Genomic DNA, 21,078 nt, shown 5'->3' with positions numbered 1-21,078 from the left:
AGATTCGTTACGGGTGCGCGACCTAGCGAAATTGCGCAAGGAACCGCAAGTCGTTGTCGAAGAACAGGCGCAAATCGTTGACGCCGTAACGCAGCATGGCCAGGCGCTCGGCGCCCATGCCGAAGGCAAAGCCCTGGAACTCTTCCGGGTCGATGCCGGACATGCGCAGCACGTTCGGGTGAACCATGCCGCAGCCCATGACTTCCAGCCAGCCGGTCTGCTTGCACACACGGCAACCTTTGCCGCTGCAGATCACGCACTGGATGTCGACTTCAGCCGAAGGCTCGGTGAAGGGGAAGAACGACGGACGGAAACGTACCGCCAGCTCTTTTTCGAAGAACACCCGCAGGAACTCTTCGATGGTGCCTTTGAGGTCGGCGAAATTGATGTCGCGATCGATCAACAGGCCTTCGACCTGGTGGAACATCGGCGAGTGGGTCAGGTCCGAGTCGCAGCGGTAAACGCGGCCCGGGCAGACAATGCGGATGGGCGGCTGAGTGGACTCCATGGTCCGCACCTGCACCGGCGAGGTGTGGGTACGCAGCAGCATGTTGGCATTGAAATAGAAGGTGTCGTGCATTGCCCGGGCCGGGTGGTGGCCGGGAATGTTGAGCGCTTCGAAGTTGTGGTAGTCGTCTTCGACCTCAGGGCCTTCGGCAATGCCGTAGCCAATGTGGGTGAAGAACTGCTCGATGCGTTCCAGGGTACGGGTGATCGGATGCAGACCACCGGAGGTCTGGCCACGGCCCGGCAAGGTTACATCAATGCACTCGGCGGCCAGTCGGGCGCTGAGCTCGGCCTCTTCAAACGCCGCTTTGCGCGCGTTGAGGACCTCGGTGACGCGTTCCTTGGCGTCGTTGATCAGCGCACCGACTTTCGGCCGCTCTTCGGCTGGCAGGTTGCCCAGGGTCTTCATCACCTGGGTCAGTTCGCCTTTCTTGCCAAGGAATTGCACCCGGATCTGTTCCAGGGCATTGATGTCTTCAGCGCGTTCCACGGCCTCCAGGGCTTGGGAGACCAGCGCGTCCAGGTTTTCCATGTACAGACTCCAGATACGAAATAGGGGAAGAGCGCAGGCTCTTCCCCTATTAAGACGTTTAACACCAGGCGCCGGAAATGACACCTGGTGATTGTCGGGGGTACTTAAGCCAGCGAGGCTTTAGCTTTCTCGACAATCGCAGCAAACGCCGCTTTTTCGTTCACTGCCAGATCGGCCAGAACCTTGCGGTCGATTTCGATCGACGCTTTTTTCAGGCCAGCGATCAGGCGGCTGTAGGACAGACCGTTGATACGCGCACCAGCGTTGATACGAGCGATCCACAGAGCGCGGAACTGACGTTTTTTCTGACGACGGTCGCGGTAGGCGTATTGGCCTGCCTTGATGACCGCTTGCTTGGCAACACGGAATACGCGCGAGCGAGCGCCGTAGTAGCCTTTAGCCAGTTTCAGAATTTTCTTGTGACGCTTACGAGCGATGACGCCACGCTTTACACGAGCCATGAGTAACTTCCTCTATCTAGAACCAAAAATTAACGAAGGCGCAGCATGCGCTCGACTTTTGCCACGTCCGACGGGTTCAGCAAGCTGCTACCACGAAGTTGACGCTTACGCTTGGTCGACATTTTGGTCAGGATGTGGCTCTTGAAAGCGTGTTTGTGCTTGATGCCGTTAGCCGTTTTCAAGAAACGCTTGGCCGCACCGCTTTTGGTTTTCATTTTTGGCATGTTCGGATACTCCGCATTCAGTTGATAAACATAACCGCAAGGCCTGCCGTGCCCTGGTGGTTATTTCTTTTTCTTGGGTGCGATGACCATGATCAGCTGGCGTCCTTCCATCTTAGGATGCTGTTCGACGGAACCGTATTCCAAAAGGTCAGTTTCGACCCGCTTCAACAGTTCCATACCCAGCTCCTGGTGGGCCATCTCACGACCGCGAAATCTCAAGGAAATCTTGGCCCTGTCCCCATCACTCAGGAAACGTACCAGGTTGCGTAGTTTTACCTGGTAATCCCCCTCCTCCGTCCCTGGACGAAACTTGATTTCTTTAATCTGGACCTGCTTCTGATTCTTCTTGGCCTCGTTAGCTTGCTTCTTCTTTTCGAAGAGGTGCTTGCCGTAGTCCATGACCTTGCAGACAGGCGGTACTGCGTCGGCAGAAATCTCTACCAGGTCCAGCTTCGCTTCTTCAGCGATACGAAGCGCTTCATCAATCGAGACGATGCCAATCTGCTCGCCGTCAGCGCCAATTAACCGAACCTCGCGTGCCGAGATATTCTCGTTGATCGGGGCCTTCGGTGCAGCTCGTTTATCGTTTCTCATTTCACGCTTAATAGTAATTACTCCGATTCTTGGCGACCACGCCGGGAAACCGCTTGAGCGAGGAATTCAGCGAATTGAGCGACGGGCATCGAGCCCAGGTCAGCGCCTTCACGAGTACGCACAGCGACGGTTTGCGTTTCGACTTCGCGATCCCCTATAACCAAAAGGTAAGGGACCTTGAGCAAAGTATGCTCGCGGATTTTAAAGCCGATTTTCTCATTTCTCAAGTCGGACTTGGCACGGAACCCGCTTTCATTGAGAGTTTTTTCAACATTCTGGGCGAATTCGGCCTGCTTGTCGGTGATATTCATGATCACCGCCTGGGTTGGCGCGAGCCAGGCCGGGAATGCACCTTCGTAATGCTCGATGAGAATTCCGACGAAACGCTCGAACGAACCGAGGATTGCACGGTGCAGCATCACCGGATGCTTGCGGCCGTTGTCTTCGGAGACGAATTCTGCGCCCAGACGGATCGGCAGGTTGAAGTCGAGCTGCAGGGTACCACACTGCCAGACGCGGCCAAGGCAATCCTTCAGCGAGAACTCGATCTTCGGCCCGTAGAAGGCCCCTTCGCCCGGCTGCAGGTCGTACGGCAGGCCGGCGCTGTCGAGGGCGGCGGCCAGTGCGGCTTCGGCGCGATCCCACAGCTCATCGGAACCGACGCGCTTTTCAGGGCGGGTCGAGAGCTTCATTTCGATGTCTTTGAAGCCGAAGTCGGCGTAGACATCCATGGTCAGCTTGATGAAGGCGGCGGATTCGGACTGCATCTGCTCTTCGGTGCAGAAGATGTGCGCGTCGTCCTGGGTAAAGCCACGCACGCGCATGATGCCGTGCAGCGCGCCCGACGGCTCGTTACGGTGGCAGGCACCGAACTCGGCCAGACGCAGCGGCAGCTCGCGGTAGCTCTTCAGGCCCTGGTTGAACACCTGCACGTGGCATGGGCAGTTCATCGGCTTGATGGCGTAGTCGCGGTTTTCCGACTGGGTGGTGAACATGTTGTCGGCGTAGTTGGCCCAGTGGCCAGACTTTTCCCACAGCGAACGGTCAACAACCTGCGGAGTCTTGATCTCCAGGTAGCCGTTGTCGCGCTGAACCTTGCGCATGTACTGCTCGAGTACCTGGTACAGGGTCCAGCCGTTCGGGTGCCAGAACACCATGCCCGGCGCTTCTTCCTGGAGGTGGAACAGGCCCAGGCGCTTGCCGATTTTACGGTGGTCGCGTTTTTCTGCTTCTTCGATGCGCTGAATATAAGCAGCCAGCTGCTTCTTGTCGGCCCAGGCGGTGCCGTAGACGCGCTGCAGCTGCTCGTTTTTAGCGTCGCCGCGCCAGTAGGCGCCGGACAGCTTGGTCAGCTTGAAGGATTTCAGGAAACGGGTGTTCGGCACGTGCGGGCCGCGGCACATGTCGACGTATTCTTCGTGGTAGTACAGGCCCATGGCCTGTTCATCCGGCATGTCCTCGACCAGGCGCAGCTTGTAGTCTTCGCCGCGGGCCTTGAACACTTCGATCACTTCGGCGCGCGGAGTGACTTTTTTGATGACGTCGTATTCGGTGTCGATCAGCTGCTGCATGCGCTGTTCGATCGCCGCCATGTCTTCGGGCGTGAAAGGACGCTCGTAGGCGATGTCGTAATAGAAGCCTTCATCGATGACCGGACCGATGACCATGCGCGCAGTCGGGTACAGCTGCTTGACCGCGTGGCCGACCAGGTGGGCGCACGAGTGACGGATGATCTCCAGCCCCTCTTCGTCCTTGGGCGTGATGATTTGCAGGCTGGCATCGTTCTCGATCAGGTCGCAGGCGTCGACCAGCTTGCCGTCGACCTTGCCGGCGACGGTGGCTTTGGCGAGGCCCGCACCAATGGATGCGGCGACTTCGGCAACCGAAACTGCCTTGTCGAATGAACGTTGACTGCCATCGGGAAGAGTAATAATGGGCATGGCGCCTCCTCTCCTAGTGGTGACCCCTACCAAAGGTCACGTGGGTTGGGATGAGCCAGTACGCGATCCGCCCCTGTCTTTGCACAAGCAAAGCCTGCCTCACAGTGGCAGAAGCCCGAAGGCCTGCCAGGGAACGAACCAGAGTGACTGGAATAGTAAAAAAACAGTTGGGAGCTGCAAGCTGCAAGCTGCAAGAAACAGCCGGCGGCGAGCTCAAGGCCAGCATGCTAGCACAAAGCTTTCGGGCGATTGCGGGCAGATTGACCGGCTGGGCAGAAATATTCGCAAATTGAGCTTTGGCGGTGAACTTGCGCGGATTTTTTCCGCTCAGAGTTTGTGAAGCGTCCTACTCTTGTGAGACTCGACCCCAAGGAGTGTTTGGTTATGCGACTTCAGTCTCTTCTGGCCCTGGCGGCTGCCTCTGCCCTGCTGCTGCCGTTGGGAGCCCATGCTGGCAAACTGCCCGGCAACTACCAGTCGACCTGCGTAGCGCAGGCGCAGAAGCAAGGCCTGGCAAAGGATAAAGCCGAACAGCACTGCAAATGCGCCGGAGACGTGCTCCAGAAAAATCTCAGCGACAAAGAGATGAAAGACCTGGATACCCTGGAGGATGGCGTTGATGCGGCAGTAATGGAGCGCGCGCAAAAAAATATTGCAGCGGTCTGCGGCCCGAAAAACCCGAAATAATAGGGCCTTTGGCCAGTTATCCATCGCTAATTTGCTCCAGATCAGCAATCTGCGAAGGTAAAAGGGGCTACAAGCCCATAATTAGACTATGATGGTCGGCGTGCACCCTGTTGGCCTCGGCAACACCGCACTACTGAAAATCATGTTTCCTGGAGATACACCCATGTCTAATCGCCAAACCGGCACCGTAAAATGGTTCAACGATGAGAAAGGCTTCGGCTTCATCACTCCACAAGGTGGCGGCGACGACCTGTTCGTTCACTTCAAGGCTATCGAAACCGACGGTTTCAAAAGCCTGAAGGAAGGCCAGACTGTCTCCTTCGTTGCCGAAAAAGGCCAGAAGGGCATGCAGGCTGCACAAGTTCGTCCAGAGTAAGATCTGACCGAATAAAAAAACCCGTCCTTGTGGCGGGTTTTTTTGTGCCTGGGATTTGGGAGCGGGCTTGCTCCGCGATAGAACCAGTAATGGCCCTATCGCGGGTCAAGCCCGCTCCCACAGAGACCGTTTTAGCCGCAGTTTACGCGGGTGATCACGCCTTGTTCGTCGGCGTTGAGGTTCAGGCGCTCGGAGCGGTATTCCAGGGTCATGACGTCGTGAGGCTTGAGCACACGGGCCAGTTGCGAGCCGCTGGCTTTACGCGCCTGCTCGAGCAACTCGGGGGTGGCCGGCTTGCCGATGGCGAACTCGGCGCCGCTGGCCTGGCAACGGCCATCGGTGTTGGCAGCAGCCTGCGGGGCCTTCGACGAAGAGCCGCCAGTGCTGCTGCAACCTGCCAATACGGCGACAGCCAACAGGCTTACCAATGATGCACGCGTGCGGAACATGAATCCTCCTTAAATACTTGAATGCTGCCTATGTGACAGCACTCCTGGTTTTTCGTTGCAAAACCGGACCATTGTGCCCGAGCCAGAGCGCTCCAGGCCAAGGCTAATCGTGACCGGATTTTGCGCAAGCTCAATACAGGTCGATGTAATCGCTGGCAGGTTTGGGCCAGTTATTTCTCAGGGCGTTGTACACCTGGCGTATCCAGCGCTCGTCATCGGCCACCTGCGGGCCGACACAACCGGAGCCCGCCGCCCAGGTTTCCAGACGAAAGGACAGGCCCTGCAGTTCGCGACCACCGGTGACCTGGGACAACCAGGCGATGCCCTTGTGATTGACCCGCAGCTGGTTGTGAACCGCACCATTGCCGGCCACCAGCAGGGCCCGGACGTTGTCGAGGGTAAAGTCGTTGGGGTTGTTGAGGTCGATCTGCACTGCGCTGTCCCGGCAAGCTAAAACACCGATAGTTTGCCACGCCCCCTGCGCTTATGCCTAAGTCGCAGTGCGATGCAGGCGGCGGCCATGATTTACTGCAGCTATCGGCGGAGCGCAGGCCAGCCTCCCCTTCAAACGCCAGGGCCCGGCATTTGAACCGACAGCGCGCGCAGGTTTCATTCGAGAATGTTCATGACAAGCCACATCATCGATGCCGACATCAAGGTCAAATGGCCTGAGGGCCAGAGCGCCTACAGCCCGGCCAGCGCCGAAGAACTGCTGCTGATCGCCCTCGACTTGCTGGTCAAGGACCTGGGCCCGGACGACGCACGCAGCTACGTCGACCAGGTCTTTGAGCGTTACAGCCAGCCGGTTATGGCAGACGCGCCAGACGGGCACTGAGCAGATCAAAAAAGCCCTGGGCATCCCCCTCGGTAATCCAGGTGACGTTGCCCGGCTCTTTCAGGGTGCCATACCAGTCGGTAATGGTCTGGCCGAAGGTCGGGCCGTCGCGGCTGTCGACCTGCATGAACACCTGGCGGCCGCGGAACAGCTCGGGCTTGAGCAGGTAGGCAATCACCGTGGTGTCATGCACCGGGCCGCCAGGCATGCCGTAGTGCTTCATGTCCTGCTTGACGTAGGCATTAAGGATATCCACCACGCGCTTGCTCGCCCCATTGTTGAGGTCGGCAATCTGTTTGAGCCGCGCCTCGCTGGTCAGCACCTTGTGGGTGACGTCCAGCGGCAGGTAGGTGAGCTTGACCCCGCTATTGAGTACTACTTCGGCAGCGTGAGGGTCGGCGAACAGGTTGAACTCGGCCACCGGGGTGATATTGCCGCCATTGAAGTGGGCACCGCCCATGACGATCACTTCCTTGATGCCATTGACGATTTCAGGCGCTTCAATCAGCGCCAAAGCCAGGTTGGTCTGCGGGCCGAGCATGGCGATAGTGATGCTGTGCGGCTTGGCGCTGCTCAAGGTGTCGATCAGGTAACGCACCGCACTGCCGTTGGCCAGCCCTTTCTGCGGCTCGCTGACCGTTACCCCGGGCAAGCCTTCTTCGCCATGGATATCGGCGGCGTAGATCGGTGTACGCACCAGCGGTTTCGGCGCGCCGGCGTATACCGGAATGTCTTCGCGCCCGGCCCATTCGCGGGACAGGCGGGCATTGCGCGAGGTCTTCTCGAGTCGCACGTTGCCGGCCACGGTGGTGATGGCGCGAATCTTCAGCTCATCTGGCGAAGCCATGGCCAGGAACAGCGCCACCACGTCGTCAGCGCCGGGGTCGGTATCGATAATCAGGTCAATGGGCGCCGCCTGGGCACCCGCCGAAAGCACGGACATCAGCAACACTCCTTGGAGCAAACGTTTGGCACAGCTCAACATAAGACACGTCCTTATGATCAGATGGAACAGCTAGAAGGTCACCCCGGCAACCAAGGCAATGTTGCTGTAGGGCTGGCACTCGCCGGTGCGCACGATGGCGCGGGCACTGCGGCTCAACTGCTTGAACTCTTCGTGACTGAGCAAGCGTCGGGCGCCCAGTTCGCCCTGGGCGGTCAACTGCTCGACGGCGGTCAGGCCCGGCGGCTGATGCTGAAGGATTTCCTCCGCCAGCACGTGGCTTTCGACCTGCATTTCCGTCAGCACAATGCGCAGGGTGCTGGCGAAATCCGGAATACCCGGGGTCAGCGCCAGGTCGATCAGTTCCACCCCCGCCGGCACCGGCAAACCGGCATCGCCAATCAGCAGGATGTCGCCATGGCCGAGGGAGGCGATCAGGCGCGACAGGGCAATGTTCAGCAAGGGCGTCTTCTTCATGGCTGTAGCTCGCTCAAGTGCGGGATTGAAGGCTGCGCACCGGCTCGGGTGACCGACAACGCCGCTGCGCGCTGGCCGAAGGCAATCGCCGCGCCCTGCGCTTCGCCACGCGCCAGGGCCGCGGCGAAACCGCCGACAAAGGTGTCGCCGGCCGCTGTGGTGTCCACAGGCTGCACCACTGGCGCCGGGAAATGCCTGAACACCTGGCCATCGGCAAACAGCGCGCCCTGGGCACCGAGGGTGACGATGACCTTGCCAACGCCCATGGCCAACAAATGCGTGGCGGCCGCCTTGGCGCTGTCCAGGTCGTTGACCGGCAGCCCGCTCAGGGCCTCGGCTTCGCTTTCGTTGGGGATCAGGTAGTCGATATGGGCAAACCATTCGGCCGGCAGCGGGCCGCTGGCCGGTGCCGGGTTGAGGATCACCGTCTTGCCCAGTGCCCTGCCCCGCTCAAGGGTGTAGGCGACGGTGGCCGTCGGCACTTCCAGCTGGCAGATGATCACCTCGGCGTTTTGCAACAAGGCGTCGAAGCGCTGTACTGATTCGGGCAGCAACTGGCCATTGCCGCCAGCAACAATGACGATGGCGTTCTGGCTGGCGGCATCAACCACGATCAGCGCCACGCCACTGGACACCCCGGCAGCGATGCTCACTGCCTGGCAGTCGATCTGCTCATCAGCCAGGGCCTGGCGCAGTTGCTGGCCGTAAGCATCATCACCGACGCAGCCGACCATCGCCACCTGCGCGCCCAGGCGCGCCGCCGCCACCGCCTGATTGGCGCCCTTGCCACCCGGCACGGTGACGAAGCTCTCACCCACCAGGGTTTCGCCGCCGCGCGGCAGGCGCTGGGCGCGCGTCACCAGGTCCATGTTCAGGCTACCTACCACTACTACATTGGCTTGCATGTGCGGGCTCGTTCTCAGCGGTAATCATTGAAAAGGTCGGGGCGCGGCGCGGTGGATTCGCGCAGGACGATGCTCGGCGCAACAATGCGCTGCTCTGGCGCGCCGCGCAGCGGCTCGGCGATGCGCCGCAGCAGCAGTTCGGCGGCGCTCTCGCCCAGCTCGCGGATCGACTGGCCAACGGTGGTCAGCGCCGGGAATACGTACTGGCTGATCTGGATATCGTCGAAGCCGATCACCGACAGCTCGCTGGGCACGCAGATGTTGCGTTCGGCGGCAGCGCGCAATACGCCGATGCCGATCATGTCGTTGCCGGCAAAAATCGCCGTCGGCCGCTCGCCTCCGAGCAGCGCCGCTGCCGCGCTATAGCCACCGATACTGGTAAATTCGCTATTCAGCAGCCACTCCTGGCGCGGGCTGACCCCGGCTTCGGCCAGCGCCCGATGGAAACCGGCCAGGCGCAGCTGGGCGACGCTGGTGGTCGCCGGGCCGCCGATGCAGGCGATGTCGCGATGGCCGAGCTCGAGCAGATGGCGGGTCGCCAGATAAGCGCCCTGTTCGTGGTCAATACGTACCAGGTCAGCGGCCACACCTTCCAGGGCGCGGTCGACGATGACCATCGGCGTGCGCACGCTGGCCAGGCTGTCGAGCAGGTCGTTGTCTTCACCGACCGAGGCGACGATCAGGCCGTCGATGCGTTTTTCCAGCAGCACGCGCAGGTAGCTGCGCTGCTTTTGCGGGTTGTCGTCGGAGTTGCAGAGGATCACGCAGTAGCCGTTGCGCTCGCAGCCGTCCTCGATGCCGCGGGCCAGCTCGGCGAAATACGGGTTGACGCTGTTGGGCACCAGCAGGCCGATGGTCGCGGTGCTGCGCGCCTTGAGCGAGCGCGCTACGGCGCTGGGCACGTAGTCGAGCTCAGCGATCGCCGCTTCGACCTTGAGGCGCACCGGCTCGCTGACCGGGCGGGTCTTGTTCAGTACATGCGACACGGTGGTGTAGGAAATCCCCGCCAGTGCCGCGACATCTTTGATGGTTGCCATTGTTTCAGTTCCGCCTGCGCGCGCGCCGGCTGCGGTAGGTGTCGAGGACCACGGCGATGACGATCACCGCCCCGGTAATAATGCGTTTGGTTGGCTCCGAAGCGCCGATCTGCGCCAGGCCTGCGGCCAGCACCGAGATGATCAACACGCCAAAAAAGGTGCTGATCACCGAGCCGCGCCCGCCCATCAGGCTGGTGCCGCCGATGACCACGGCAGCAATCACTTGCAACTCCAGGCCGGAGCCGGCGTTGGGGTCGGCGGCTTCCAGGCGGGAAATCTGGAACAGCGCAGCCAGCCCTGCGAGCAGGCCCATCAGCGAGAACACCAGGATCTTGTACGGGCGCGGGTCGATGCCGGCCAGGCGCACCGCCTCTTCGTTGGTGCCAATGCCGATCAGGTAGCGGCCGAACACCGTGCGCGTCAGCACCAGCTGGGCGAGGATGATCACCAGCAAGGCGATCAGGAACGACGGCGAGATGCCAAAAGCCAGCGGGTTGGACAGCCAGGCAAAGGCATCGCCGATGTAAGCGGTGCGCGAATCGGTCAGCTGGTAGGCCATGCCCCGGGCCATTTCCAGCACGCCGAGCGAGACGATAAACGACGGAATGCGCCAGACCACGGTAATGGAGCCGGTGATGCTGCCGGCCAGCGCCGCCACAGCCATGCCGAGCAAGGCGGCCGGCATCACGCTCCAGCCCCAGCCGAGCATCGCCACACTGACCGCGGAACCGGCCAGGGCCAGCACCGAACCCACCGACAGGTCGATGCCGCCGATGATCAGCACAAAGGTCATGCCCACCGCCAGCACCATCAGGTCGGGGATCTGGTTGGCCAGGGTGCTGAAGGTGGCGTAAGACCAAAAGTGGCTGCTCAACAACGAGAACAGCACGATCATCGCCAGCAAGGCGCCGGCCAGGCCCAGGTAGGTGCCGAGGCCGTAGTAGCTGCCGCTGCGCTTGGCGCTGGGGGCAGCGGTGTCCAGTTGGGTGGTTTTCATGGGGTTGTCCTGGGCGCCGCTTCGTGCAGCAACGCATCACGTTTCTGATAGCCGGCAAAGGCTGCGGCCAATAGTTGGTCCTGGGTCCAGCTGTCGCGCTCGAAGGTGTCGATCAGGCGCCCGGCACTGAGCACACCGATGCGGTCGCAAATCAGCATCAGCTCGCGCAGGTCGCTCGACACCACCACCAGCGCCTTGCCCTGGCGCGCAAGCTCGGCCAGCAGGCCATAGATGTCGAACTTGGCGCCGACGTCGATACCGCGGGTCGGTTCATCGAACAGCAGCACCGAACAGTCGCGCTCCAGCCAGCGGCCGATCACCACCTTTTGCTGGTTGCCGCCCGACAACTCGCCGACCACCTGCTCGGGGCTGGAACTGCGGATGCGCATGGCGGCGATCTGCCGTTCGGCCAGTTCGCGCTCGGCGCCGCTGTTAACGATGCCGGCGCGGGAAATCGCCGGCAGGTTGCCCAGGGCGATATTGGCGCTGATCGACTGGCTCAGCAGCAGGCCTTCGCCCTTGCGGTCTTCAGTGATCAGGGCAATGCCCTGACGCACCGCCGCCACCGGCGAATCGACGCGCACTTCACGCAAAGGATTGCCCAGCTCGATAGTGCCGCTGTCGGCGCTGTCGGCGCCATAGATCAGCCGCAGCAGCTCGGTGCGCCCGGCGCCGATCAGGCCGGAGATGCCGAAGATCTCGCCGCTGCGCACCTCGAACGAGACGTCCTTGACCTTGTCGCTACGGCCGAGGCCGTTGACCTTGAGGATCGGCGCGCCGATGTTGCGCACGCCCAAATCGATATGCTCGCCCAGCTCGCGACCGACCATCAGGTTGACCAGTTGCTCGCTGTTGTAGCGCTGCATCGGCTCGACGCACACCAGCTTGCCATCGCGCAGCACGGCAATGCGCTGGGCGATGCGCTTGAGTTCTTCGAGGCGATGGGAGATGTAGACGATGGCCACGCCGCGCTGCTGCAGGCGCTCGATCTGGGTAAACAGCAGCTCCACCTCGCGGGCGGTGAGCATCGCCGTCGGCTCATCGAAAATCAGCACATGGCAGTCGCCAATCAGGTTGCGGGCAATCTCGACCATCTGCTGATGGCCGATGCCCAGCTCGCCCACCGGGGTGTCCGGGTCGATGGCATCCAGGCCGACCTGGGCCATGGCCGCCACCGCCAGTTGGCGCAGGCGTTTGCGGTTGATCCAGCCGGCGCGCCCGGGCAAGTTGTCGAGAAACAGGTTCTCGGCCACGGTCAGGGTCGGCAGCAGGTTGAGCTCCTGCATGACCATGCGCACGCCCAAACGCTCGGCCGCGGCGCGGCTGCCGGGCTGGTACGGCTGGCCCTGGTAAAGCATATGACCGGTGGTGGGCCATTCGAGGCCGCCGATGATCTTCGACAGGGTGCTCTTGCCCGCGCCGTTTTCACCGGTCAGGGCCAGCACTTCGCCCCGCCGCAGGCTCAGCTCGATATCACCGAGCACCGGCTGCGCGTAGGTCTTGCCGATGGCGCTGACTGAAAGTACGACATCCGCAGTCGCTGACATTGCCTGTTCTCCTGGCGCCCACCCCGTGGCAGGCGCGCACGCTGCGACTAGGGTTGGGTAACCAGCTCGACCGGGGTCTGGATGACGTTGTCGGCGTCGACATCGGTTTTCTCACCCTTGAGCATCTTCAGCGCCGCCTCGATGCCGAACACCGCTTGCTTGGCGGCGTACTGGTCGGCGGTGGCAAGCACGCGACCGTCCTTGAGCATCGGCTTGATGGCGTTGATGTTGTCGTAGCCGACCACCTGCACCTGGCCGGCCTTGCCTGCGGCGCGCACCGCCGATACAGCGCCCAGGGCCATGCTGTCGTTGCCGGCCAGCAGAGCCTTGAGGTTGGGGTTGGCGTTGAGCAGGGAGGCGGCGACGGCATTGCCCTTGGCAATTTCCCAGTCGCCCGATTGCACCGAGACCACCTTGATCTGCGCCGCTTCCATTGCATCCTTGAAGCCGGCAGTGCGCTGCTGGGCGTTGGTGGTGGTCGAGACGCCTTCGATAATGGCCACCTGATCGCCTGCCTTGAGCTTCTGCTTGGCCAGGTATTCACCGACCAGCCGCGCGCCCTTGCGGTTGTCGGGGCCTACGAACGGCACGCTGAGGTGCTTGCTCTTGAGCACCTCGGGGTCGAGGCGGTTGTCGATGTTGATCACGGTGATGCCGGCATCCATGGCCTTTTTCACCACCGGCACCAGGGCCTTGGAGTCGGCCGGAGCGATGACCAGGGCGTTGACCCCGGAAACAATCATCTGCTCGACGATACGGATCTGGTTACTGGAGTCGGTCTCGTCCTTGATGCCGTTGGACACCAGGTCGAATTCATTGGCGTGGTCTTTCTGGTAGGCCTTGGCGCCGTCTTCCATGGTCAGGAAGAACTCATTGGCCAACGATTTCATAACCAGCGCGACTTTCGGCTTGGCGTCGTCGGCCAGGGCGTGGGAAACGGGTGTGGCGAGGGACAGTGAGGAAAGTACGGCGAGCGCCAGCAGGCGTCCAGCAAAGGGCAGCTTCATGGGTTTACTCCGGATCTTATGATTTTTATCGGGCCGCAAACGTTTGCGTTAACTCACTATGAAAACGTAACCAAATTTTGTCAAATCCGCTGCCGCAGACCATTTGGAAAGCGCACGTAGGAATTATCCTAAAAATAACCGGAAAACCGAACACCTCTTGTACACAATATTCGGAATTCCGAATAGGAAAATGCTTTACCGACGTTTTCCCGAGCGCTCTGAGCCCATGAAAATCAATAGATTGAAGATGAAAACCGACGAACGGCTGTTCTGGTACGGAATCTGCCTCTGTTAGCGCGTTACACAGCGAACTCCAGACACAAGAGAGATCAACGATGAAAGCTGCGCTTAATTCCTTCGTTCCGGGCGCTTTGGCCCTGCTGCTGTTACTGCCCGCAGGCGTCAACGCCAAGGAAGTCGAAAACCAACAGAAACTGGCCAACGTGGTGATCCTCGCCACCGGTGGCACCATCGCCGGCGCCGGCGCCAGCACCGCCAACAGCGCCACCTACCAGGCCGCCAAGGTCGGTGTCGACAAGCTGATCGCCGGCGTTCCGGAACTGGCCACACTGGCCAATGTGCGCGGCGAACAAGTGCTGCAGATCGCTTCCGAAAGCATCAGCAACGAAAACCTGCTGCAACTGGGCAAGCGCGTTGCCGAGCTTGCCGACAGCAAGGATGTCGACGGCATCGTCATCACCCACGGTACCGACACCCTGGAAGAGACCGCCTACTTCCTCAACCTGGTAGAAAAAACCGACAAGCCAATCGTCGTAGTCGGCTCCATGCGCCCAGGCACCGCCATGTCGGCTGACGGCATGCTCAACCTGTACAACGCCGTGGCTGTTGCCAGCAACAAGGACTCGCGCGGCAAGGGCGTGCTGGTCACCATGAACGACGAGATCCAGTCGGGTCGCGACGTCAGCAAATCGGTGAACATCAAGACCGAAGCCTTCAAGAGCCAATGGGGCCCGCTGGGCATGGTCGTCGAAGGCAAGTCCTACTGGTTCCGCCTGCCGGCCAAGCGTCACACCGTAGACTCGGAATTCGACATCAAGAAAATCAGCAGCCTGCCTGCGGTCGACATCGCCTACGGTTACGGCAACGTCACCGACACCGCCTACAAGGCCCTGGCACAAAATGGCGCCAAGGCGATCATCCACGCCGGTACCGGCAATGGCTCGGTGTCTTCTAAAGTAGCCCCGACCCTGATCGACCTGCGCAAGCAAGGCGTGCAGATCATTCGCTCGTCCCACGTCAATGCCGGCGGCTTCGTGCTGCGCAACGCCGAGCAGCCTGACGACAAGAACGACTTCGTCGTCGCCCACGACCTGAACCCGCAAAAAGCCCGGATCCTGGCCATGGTTGCAATGACCAAGACCCAGGACAGCAAAGAGCTGCAGCGGATCTTCTGGGAATACTGATCAAGTAGCCCCCAAGCGCTTGCCCGCCCTGTAGGACGGGCAAGTCTGCTTCCCCTACCCTGGCAAAAAATACTTTAAACAGACCGCAGCAAACCGCGCGGTTTGCGGTCACATGCGCTCTTTCACCGACGAGCTGTTGCGAAATTGCTTACAGTAAAATACTGTATGCGCATACAGCTAAAAAAGGAACGCTTTGTGGCCACCACTTCCGCCCCTGCCAGCAGCTACGAGCAACTGGGCACCCGCATCCAGAAAATCATCAATTCCCCCACCGCACAAAAAGCCCGGGCCGCGCTGATCTTCCGCCTGGAGCACGAAACGCCTGAAGACTGGGCCACCCTGCTCGACGAAATCGCCGAGAACGACAACGTCACCCTCGCCTACCGCGATGACGGTGGCGTGCAGATTTTCTGGGTTGTGCCGAAGGAAGATTGAAAGCGCATGAGATTTCCGGTTTTTGCAGTAGCTTGTTTGTTGTTCAGTGTCACCACCGCCCACGCCGATGCACCGCGCACCTTCAGCGAAGCCAAGAAGGTCGCCTGGCGTTTGTATGCGCCGCAGTCCACCGAGTTTTATTGCGGCTGCAAATACAACGGCAACAAGGTCGATTTGCAGGCCTGCGGGTATGTGCCGCGCAAAAATGCCAATCGCGCCTCGCGCATCGAGTGGGAGCATATCGTCCCGGCCTGGCAGATCGGCCACCAGCGCCAGTGCTGGCAAAGCGGCGGGCGCAAAAATTGTTCGCGCAATGACAAGGTCTACCAGCGCGCCGAGGCCGACCTGCACAACCTGGTGCCGAGCATTGGCGAGGTCAATGGCGATCGCAGCAACTTCAGTTTTGGCTGGCTGCCCGAGCAGCGCGGGCAATATGGCTCATGCCTGACCCAGGTGGACTTCAAAGCCAAGAAGGTCATGCCGCGGCCGTCCATTCGCGGCATGATTGCGCGCACCTACTTTTATATGAGCAAGCAGTACAGCCTCAAGCTGTCGAAACAGGACCGCCAGCTGTACGAAGCCTGGAACAAGACCTACCCGCCGCAGCCCTGGGAGCGCCAGCGCAACCAGCGGGTGGCTTGCGTGATGGGCCATGGCAACGAGTTCGTCGGCCCGGTCAACCTCAGCGCCTGCGGTTGAGGCTCAGGCCAGCGCCTGCAGGTAGGCGCTGGCCTGCTGGTAACGGGCCAGGCGGGCGATGTCATCGGGGCCGGGCATGGGGATGCGCGACAGGTCGCTGTTGTCGGCCAGATCAGCCAGCTTGACCACCCGCGCCAGCGGATCATCGCCGACCCGCACCACGAAGGCTTCGTAGCTTTCGTCATCGCGCCGGCTCAGCGCCTGCACGGCGGCCAGGATCTTCAGGGCGAAGCCTTCGCGGGCAAGGTCAGAGAGGGTCATCGGTGAATCCTCGAGCACGTCGTGCAGCACCGCGACAATGCGCTGCTCGGCCGTCGACACCCTCAGCATCACCCGCAACGGGTGGAGGATATAGGCCGTTCCGCCTTTATCGCGCTGCCCTTCATGTGCCCTCGCCGCAACCGCAATGGCCCGCTCCAGCGTAGACATATGGCCCTCCTGCTCAGCGCGGCTGGCGTCGTAGACGCGCCATGCTGTAGACATCGATCAACTCACCGTCACGCATAGCATAGTCAATCAGTTGAGAATGAATACCTCGCCCTCATAACTCTCGACCTTAATAAACTAGCGCGGGGCGTCGTGCTGGATGACGATCGAGTCGGTGCCCAGGCGTGCCATGACATCGGCTTGCTGCGCCTCGGCTTGCGCCTTGTCGGGATAAGGGCCGAGCAGCACCACCGGCTTGCCGTTGCGGTAGACCACTGAGGACGGGATCTGCTTTTCGATCAGGCGTGCAGTCATGTCGCTGAGGGCGCCCATGTTCGCGCCCTGGACGATCTCGACATCCCAGCCTTGGGGCGCAGGTTTGTCTGCCGCAGCGTCGGCGGCGCGCTGCAGGTCGGCGCCACCGCATTTTTCGCGAATGGCCAGGTTGCTGCCCTGGTCGGCAATAATGAGCTGATAGTCGCCCGCGGCCTGCTTGATCGCCACGTAGCTGCGATACGGCACGAACACGCCGGCGTCGTCCTTGCCGCGCACCTGGCCGCAAATAATGCCTTGCTGGTCGAATCGCACGTTGGCGAACTTGGCTGTCTTGGGGTTCTGCAGGTGTTCGGCCACCTGCTTGTGCACGCCTTCGACTTCGTTTTCGCAACCGGCCAGAGCCAGCACCGCCATTACCACCGCCACTTTGCGCACGCGTCTATCTCCTGAATGCAAGCGGCGGATTTTAGCATTCTTGGCTGGCCTTTAGGGCCCTATCGCGGGGTAAGCCCGCTCCTACAGCTGAAATGCAAAAAGGGCGACCCTTGCGGATCGCCCTTTTTGTTACCACACAGCAGTGTGGATTTGTTTGGTAGGCACAATTGGATTCGAACCAACGACCCCCACCATGTCAAGGTGGTGCTCTAACCAACTGAGCTATGTGCCTGCTGTGGGGCGCATAATACGCAGGTCTTTAACCTTCGTAAAGCGAAATTTCATAAAAAAATCAGCAGCTTTGCTTTGCCGGCAAAAAACGCCCGCAAACAAAAAAGGCGACCCTCGCGGATCGCCTTTTTGTGTACCGCCAGCAGGGGCGGATTTGATTTGGTAGGCACAATTGGATTCGAACCAACGACCCCCACCATGTCAAGGTGGTGCTCTAACCAACTGAGCTATGTGCCTGCTGTGGGGCGCATTCTACCCAATCGCCGAAAGGTGTCAACTCTTTTTTTAACGCTAAGCCACTGAATATCAAAAGTATTTGCCAAAAGCCGGGGTAAAGGATTTTCAACACACGACTAGCGGGTGTTTATTATTATTGATAGCATCGGTACAGTCGTAAAAAATATAAAACAGAGGTTTCGCAGCATGGCCAATACCCCCTACCCTCAGTCCTACTACGCCGCATCGGCCAATCCGGTTCCGCCGCGCCCGGCGCTGCAGGAAGAGGTACAGACCGATGTCTGCGTGATCGGCGCCGGCTATACCGGCCTGTCCAGCGCCCTGTTCCTGCTGGAGAGCGGCTTCAAGGTCACCGTGCTGGAAGCTGCCAAGGTCGGCTTTGGCGCCTCGGGCCGCAACGGCGGCCAGATCGTCAACAGCTATAGCCGCGACATCGACGTCATTGAACGCACCGTCGGCCCCAAGCAGGCACAACTGCTGGGCCACATGGCCTTTGAAGGCGGGCGCATCATCCGTGAGCGCGTGGCCAAATACAACATCCAGTGCGACCTTAAAGACGGTGGCGTGTTCGCCGCCCTGACGCCCAAGCAGATGGGCCACCTGGAATCGCAAAAGCGCCTGTGGGAACGCTTCGGCCACACCCAGCTGGAGCTGATGGACCAGAAGCGCATCCGTGAAGTGGTCGATTGCGACCAGTACATCGGCGGCATGCTCGACATGAGCGGCGGCCACATCCACCCGCTGAACCTGGCCCTGGGCGAAGCTGCCGCGGTCGAGTCGCTGGGCGGCAAGATCTACGAGCAATCGCCGGCCATCCGCATCGAGCGCGGTGCCAACCCGGTGGTGCACACCCCACAAGGTAAAGTACGCGCCAAGTTCATCATCGTTGCCGGTAACGCCTACCTCGGCGGCCTGGTGCCGGAACTTGCCGCCAAGTCGATGCCGTGCGGCACCCAGGTGATCACCACCGAGCCGCTGGGCGAAGAGCTTGCGCGCAGCCTGCTGCCGCAAGACTACTGCGTCGAAGACTGCAACTACCTGCTCGACTACTACCGCCTAACCGGCGACAAGCGCCTGATCTTCGGCGGTGGCGTGGTGTACGGTGCGCGCGACCCGGCCAACATCGAAGCGATCATCCGCCCGAAAATGCTCAAGGCCTTCCCGCAGCTCAAGGACGTGAAGATCGACTACGCCTGGACCGGCAACTTCCTGCTGACCCTGTCGCGCCTGCCGCAAGTGGGCCGCCTGGGCGACAACATCTATTACTCCCAGGGTTGCAGTGGCCACGGCGTCACCTACACCCACCTGGCGGGCAAGGTGCTGGCCGAGGCTCTGCGTGGCCAAGCCGAGCGTTTCGATGCCTTCGCCGAGCTGCCGCACTACCCGTTCCCGGGTGGCCAACTGCTGCGTGTACCGTTCAGCGCGCTGGGCGCCTGGTACTACAGCCTGCGCGATCGCCTGGGCTTCTAAGCCCCCTGCCCGGCTCGCGCCGTCACTGCCCCAGGGCGCTGACGGCCTGCCGGGCCGCTTGTTCCTGGCCCGCCTGGGCCAGGTCATTGGCCGCTTTCAGCCAGCGCTGACGGTCAACCTGGGCCGGCAACTGGCCCGGCTGCTGCACCAGCACCGCCCAACTCCCCTGCTTTTGCCAGACTGATTCGAAGTCATCGAACTCCATCAGCAGGCGCCGGTTCATCCCCGCCCGCAACAATACCCGCTGCTTGTAACGGTCATAGCCGACCAGCAAGGCATAGCGTGGCTCGCTCCAGAACGTCGAACCTTGCTGAAAGCGCAGCAACACCGGGTTGCCCGCCGCTACCTGCGCCAGCAAGGCGTCCAGGCGTGGTTCGAGCGGATACACGACCATGCCGTACTCGCGGCCCACCCGCGGGATCGCCTGCTCAAGCTGGTCGATGTGCTGTGGCAGGCCCAGCGATTTGTCGAGCAGCCCCGGAGTGATGCGCACCCCCTGTTGCGAGAGCAAGGCCGCCAGGGCCATCGAGGCGCTCTGGTTGGCTTCGCCACGGTAGAAAGGCACCGAGCCGATCTCGACCCGTTGCGGCAGGTTTTTCAGCTGGGATGGCGGCTGGCTGGCACAGCCGGCCAGGGCCAGGCCGAGCGCACAGGCCAGCAGCAGGCGGCGCGGGGTGAAGGCGGTTAGGGAAGTCGGTGCAGGCATGAACACTCGCTCGATGACGGCCGGCAGCCACTGCCCGGCCCTGAGCGCTGATCATAGGCTGGCGCGCGCCGTGGGTATAGCCCGTTGCAGGCTTAGAACAAAGCGGCCCAAGCCTCTAGACCATCGGTCAATAGCCTGCAACCTGCAACGGGCTAGACTGAAGACGTGTCCGCGTGGCGAGCCTCGTTGCCTTGGCGCGGATTTGAGGAGGCACACATGAGCCTGACAATGGCAATTTTGCTGCTGCTCGGCGCCTGGCTGAGCGTCGCTGCTGCCATGCTCTGGGGGGTGCTGCGCATCGCCCGGCGTCATCACCCGCACCATCGCATCCAGCCTGAAGGCAAAGACGCTCTACCGCTACGGCGCAGTCGCCGGCATGCCGGGGCGCATTAGAAATCTTTGAAAAGCATCGCGGGGCAAGCCCGCTCCCACAGTGACTGCAGGAGCGGGCTTGCCCCGCAATGGCTTTATCAGCCCTCAACCGCCTCGCGCTTCAAGCGTGCCCGGCGCGACATGATGTTGAGGATCTCGATCGCCGTCGAGAAGGCCATCGCCGCATACACATAACCCTTGGGTACATGAGCACCGAAACCTTCGGCGATCAGGGTCATGCCGATCATGATCAAGAAGCCCAGGGCCAGCATCACCACGGTCGGGTTGTCGTTGATGAAGCGGGCCAGCGGGTCGGCGGCCACCAGCATCACGATCACGGCACTGATCACGGCAATGATCATGATCGGCAGGTGCTCGGTCATGCCCACGGCGGTGATGATGCTGTCGATCGAGAAGACGATGTCGAGCACCAGGATCTGACCAATCGCCGCAGCAAAGCCCAAGGTGATGGTCGAGGACGCCTTGGCTTCAGCCTGGGCGCGCGGGTCGACGCTCTCGTGGATTTCCTTGGTCGCTTTCCACAGCAGGAACAGGCCACCGGCGATGAGGATCATGTCCTTCCAGGAGAAGGTATGACCGAATACATCGACCACCGGCTCGGTCAGCTGGACGATCCAGGCCACGGTGCTGAGCAGGCCCAGGCGCATGATCAGGGCCATGCTGATACCAATGCGCCGCGCCTTGGAGCGGTACTCTTCAGGCAACTTGTTGGTCAGGATCGAGATGAAGATCAGGTTGTCGATACCGAGGACGATCTCCATGGCCACCAGGGTGGCCAGGGCGACCCAGGCGGTCGGGCTTGCAGCGAGTTCCAACAAGTATTCCATG

The 21,078-nt window shown here is 61.1% G+C and carries 25 protein-coding genes, 2 tRNA genes and 1 pseudogene; 8 read left to right on the top strand and 20 right to left on the bottom strand.

The annotated features are described in order from the left end of the window. Window positions 1-22: 22 nt before the first annotated feature. The 5 genes from pheS to thrS all read right to left on the bottom strand — a co-directional run bounded on the left by pheS (window position 23) and on the right by thrS (window position 4,258). Window positions 23-1,039, bottom strand: a complete 1,017-nt coding sequence (gene pheS, locus BLR26_RS13160) for a phenylalanine--tRNA ligase subunit alpha (protein ID WP_038994580.1) — start codon at window positions 1,037-1,039, stop codon at window positions 23-25. Between the two features lie 104 nt (window positions 1,040-1,143). After that, window positions 1,144-1,500 (bottom strand): 50S ribosomal protein L20, encoded by a 357-nt coding sequence (gene rplT / locus BLR26_RS13155; RefSeq protein WP_010222414.1) that lies wholly within the window; start codon window positions 1,498-1,500, stop codon window positions 1,144-1,146. A gap of 29 nt (window positions 1,501-1,529) precedes the next feature. Next, window positions 1,530-1,724: a 50S ribosomal protein L35 gene (gene rpmI, locus BLR26_RS13150; RefSeq protein ID WP_045194535.1), complete on the bottom strand. Its 195-nt coding sequence runs from the start codon at window positions 1,722-1,724 to the stop codon at window positions 1,530-1,532. A 60-nt stretch (window positions 1,725-1,784) separates the two neighbouring features. Continuing rightward, a complete protein-coding gene (infC, locus tag BLR26_RS13145) occupies window positions 1,785-2,336 on the bottom strand; it encodes a translation initiation factor IF-3 (protein WP_174242331.1) in 552 nt (183 codons plus the stop codon). After that, the gene (gene thrS, locus BLR26_RS13140; RefSeq protein ID WP_045194537.1) at window positions 2,336-4,258 is read right to left on the bottom strand and encodes a threonine--tRNA ligase; all 1,923 of its coding nucleotides are present in this window, start codon (window positions 4,256-4,258) and stop codon (window positions 2,336-2,338) included. Before thrS ends, infC begins: the two co-directional genes overlap by 1 nt. Before the next feature lie 384 nt (window positions 4,259-4,642). Here thrS and BLR26_RS13135 point away from each other — a divergent pair, with 384 nt between their 5' ends. Together BLR26_RS13135 and BLR26_RS13130 are read left to right on the top strand one after the other, a co-directional pair. Continuing rightward, the gene (locus BLR26_RS13135) at window positions 4,643-4,945 is read left to right on the top strand and encodes a hypothetical protein (protein ID WP_082075393.1); all 303 of its coding nucleotides are present in this window, start codon (window positions 4,643-4,645) and stop codon (window positions 4,943-4,945) included. A 163-nt stretch (window positions 4,946-5,108) separates the two neighbouring features. Next, the gene (locus tag BLR26_RS13130) at window positions 5,109-5,321 is read left to right on the top strand and encodes a cold-shock protein (RefSeq protein WP_007956027.1); all 213 of its coding nucleotides are present in this window, start codon (window positions 5,109-5,111) and stop codon (window positions 5,319-5,321) included. Between the two features lie 131 nt (window positions 5,322-5,452). Here BLR26_RS13130 and BLR26_RS13125 read toward each other — a convergent pair whose 3' ends face one another. Together BLR26_RS13125 and BLR26_RS13120 are read right to left on the bottom strand one after the other, a co-directional pair. Further along, entirely contained in the window at window positions 5,453-5,770 is a 318-nt protein-coding gene (locus BLR26_RS13125) for an I78 family peptidase inhibitor (RefSeq protein ID WP_093381150.1), read from the bottom strand. A 130-nt stretch (window positions 5,771-5,900) separates the two neighbouring features. Next, window positions 5,901-6,203, bottom strand: coding sequence for a hypothetical protein (locus tag BLR26_RS13120; RefSeq protein ID WP_093381147.1), 303 nt, complete (start codon window positions 6,201-6,203; stop codon window positions 5,901-5,903). A gap of 192 nt (window positions 6,204-6,395) precedes the next feature. Here BLR26_RS13120 and BLR26_RS13115 point away from each other — a divergent pair, with 192 nt between their 5' ends. Then, on the top strand, window positions 6,396-6,605 hold the full coding sequence (locus tag BLR26_RS13115) for a hypothetical protein (protein ID WP_045195702.1): 210 nt from the start codon (window positions 6,396-6,398) through the stop codon (window positions 6,603-6,605). On the opposite strand, the gene BLR26_RS13110 is transcribed toward BLR26_RS13115, so the two are convergent. The 7 genes from BLR26_RS13110 to BLR26_RS13080 form a co-directional block, all read right to left on the bottom strand. Then, window positions 6,577-7,548: a nucleoside hydrolase gene (locus BLR26_RS13110; protein WP_371128643.1), complete on the bottom strand. Its 972-nt coding sequence runs from the start codon at window positions 7,546-7,548 to the stop codon at window positions 6,577-6,579. The genes BLR26_RS13115 and BLR26_RS13110 overlap by 29 nt on opposite strands. Window positions 7,549-7,620: 72 nt before the next feature. After that, on the bottom strand, window positions 7,621-8,025 hold the full coding sequence (rbsD, locus tag BLR26_RS13105; protein WP_045194548.1) for a D-ribose pyranase: 405 nt from the start codon (window positions 8,023-8,025) through the stop codon (window positions 7,621-7,623). After that, the gene (gene rbsK / locus BLR26_RS13100; RefSeq protein ID WP_093381142.1) at window positions 8,022-8,930 is read right to left on the bottom strand and encodes a ribokinase; all 909 of its coding nucleotides are present in this window, start codon (window positions 8,928-8,930) and stop codon (window positions 8,022-8,024) included. The genes rbsD and rbsK overlap by 4 nt, the downstream gene beginning before the upstream one ends. 14 nt (window positions 8,931-8,944) lie before the next feature. After that, the gene (locus BLR26_RS13095) at window positions 8,945-9,967 is read right to left on the bottom strand and encodes a LacI family DNA-binding transcriptional regulator (protein ID WP_093381139.1); all 1,023 of its coding nucleotides are present in this window, start codon (window positions 9,965-9,967) and stop codon (window positions 8,945-8,947) included. Between the two features lie 4 nt (window positions 9,968-9,971). Continuing rightward, window positions 9,972-10,964 carry an ABC transporter permease gene (locus BLR26_RS13090; RefSeq protein WP_093381135.1) on the bottom strand — a complete coding sequence of 331 codons (993 nt, stop codon included), beginning with the start codon at window positions 10,962-10,964 and terminating at the stop codon, window positions 9,972-9,974. Further along, window positions 10,961-12,511, bottom strand: coding sequence for a sugar ABC transporter ATP-binding protein (locus BLR26_RS13085; protein ID WP_093381133.1), 1,551 nt, complete (start codon window positions 12,509-12,511; stop codon window positions 10,961-10,963). The genes BLR26_RS13090 and BLR26_RS13085 overlap by 4 nt, the downstream gene beginning before the upstream one ends. 47 nt (window positions 12,512-12,558) lie before the next feature. Beyond that, the gene (locus BLR26_RS13080) at window positions 12,559-13,518 is read right to left on the bottom strand and encodes a sugar ABC transporter substrate-binding protein (protein WP_093381130.1); all 960 of its coding nucleotides are present in this window, start codon (window positions 13,516-13,518) and stop codon (window positions 12,559-12,561) included. 335 nt (window positions 13,519-13,853) lie between these two features. Here BLR26_RS13080 and BLR26_RS13075 point away from each other — a divergent pair, with 335 nt between their 5' ends. The 3 genes from BLR26_RS13075 (at window position 13,854) to BLR26_RS13065 (ending at window position 16,076) form a co-directional block, all read left to right on the top strand. Further along, window positions 13,854-14,942, top strand: coding sequence for an asparaginase (locus tag BLR26_RS13075; protein ID WP_045194561.1), 1,089 nt, complete (start codon window positions 13,854-13,856; stop codon window positions 14,940-14,942). Between the two features lie 165 nt (window positions 14,943-15,107). Further along, window positions 15,108-15,377, top strand: a complete 270-nt coding sequence (locus BLR26_RS13070; protein WP_045194563.1) for a DUF1654 domain-containing protein — start codon at window positions 15,108-15,110, stop codon at window positions 15,375-15,377. 6 nt (window positions 15,378-15,383) lie between these two features. Continuing rightward, window positions 15,384-16,076 (top strand): endonuclease, encoded by a 693-nt coding sequence (locus BLR26_RS13065; protein ID WP_045194565.1) that lies wholly within the window; start codon window positions 15,384-15,386, stop codon window positions 16,074-16,076. Between the two features lie 3 nt (window positions 16,077-16,079). Here the strand turns inward: BLR26_RS13065 and BLR26_RS13060 are convergent, their stop codons facing one another. From BLR26_RS13060 to BLR26_RS13045, 4 genes are all read right to left on the bottom strand, one after another. Beyond that, the gene (locus BLR26_RS13060) at window positions 16,080-16,505 is read right to left on the bottom strand and encodes an HD domain-containing protein (RefSeq protein WP_093381127.1); all 426 of its coding nucleotides are present in this window, start codon (window positions 16,503-16,505) and stop codon (window positions 16,080-16,082) included. A gap of 135 nt (window positions 16,506-16,640) precedes the next feature. Beyond that, window positions 16,641-17,213: an SPOR domain-containing protein gene (locus tag BLR26_RS13055; RefSeq protein WP_093381124.1), complete on the bottom strand. Its 573-nt coding sequence runs from the start codon at window positions 17,211-17,213 to the stop codon at window positions 16,641-16,643. A 155-nt stretch (window positions 17,214-17,368) separates the two neighbouring features. Continuing rightward, window positions 17,369-17,445, bottom strand: a tRNA-Val gene (locus BLR26_RS13050). A gap of 159 nt (window positions 17,446-17,604) precedes the next feature. Then, window positions 17,605-17,681, bottom strand: a tRNA-Val gene (locus tag BLR26_RS13045). 186 nt (window positions 17,682-17,867) lie between these two features. On the opposite strand from BLR26_RS13045, the gene BLR26_RS13040 reads away from it, so the two are divergent. After that, complete coding sequence (locus BLR26_RS13040) at window positions 17,868-19,151, top strand: NAD(P)/FAD-dependent oxidoreductase (RefSeq protein WP_045194571.1); 1,284 nt, start codon at window positions 17,868-17,870, stop codon at window positions 19,149-19,151. 22 nt (window positions 19,152-19,173) lie between these two features. On the opposite strand, the pseudogene BLR26_RS13035 reads toward BLR26_RS13040, so the two are convergent. After that, a pseudogene (locus BLR26_RS13035) lies at window positions 19,174-19,912 on the bottom strand (peptidase C39 family protein). A 161-nt stretch (window positions 19,913-20,073) separates the two neighbouring features. Between BLR26_RS13035 and BLR26_RS27315 the strand changes: the two are divergent. Next, a complete protein-coding gene (locus tag BLR26_RS27315; RefSeq protein ID WP_176794244.1) occupies window positions 20,074-20,250 on the top strand; it encodes a hypothetical protein in 177 nt (58 codons plus the stop codon). A 77-nt stretch (window positions 20,251-20,327) separates the two neighbouring features. On the opposite strand, the gene BLR26_RS13030 is transcribed toward BLR26_RS27315, so the two are convergent. Next, the gene (locus BLR26_RS13030; protein ID WP_045194575.1) at window positions 20,328-21,077 is read right to left on the bottom strand and encodes a TerC family protein; all 750 of its coding nucleotides are present in this window, start codon (window positions 21,075-21,077) and stop codon (window positions 20,328-20,330) included. Between the last annotated feature and the right edge of the window lies 1 nt (window position 21,078).

Source organism: Pseudomonas sp. UC 17F4 (genome assembly GCF_900101695.1).
Lineage (GTDB): Bacteria > Pseudomonadota > Gammaproteobacteria > Pseudomonadales > Pseudomonadaceae > Aquipseudomonas.
The sequence above is the reverse complement of the archived record's forward strand: the minus strand, read 5'-3'. Positions and strand labels throughout refer to the sequence as shown.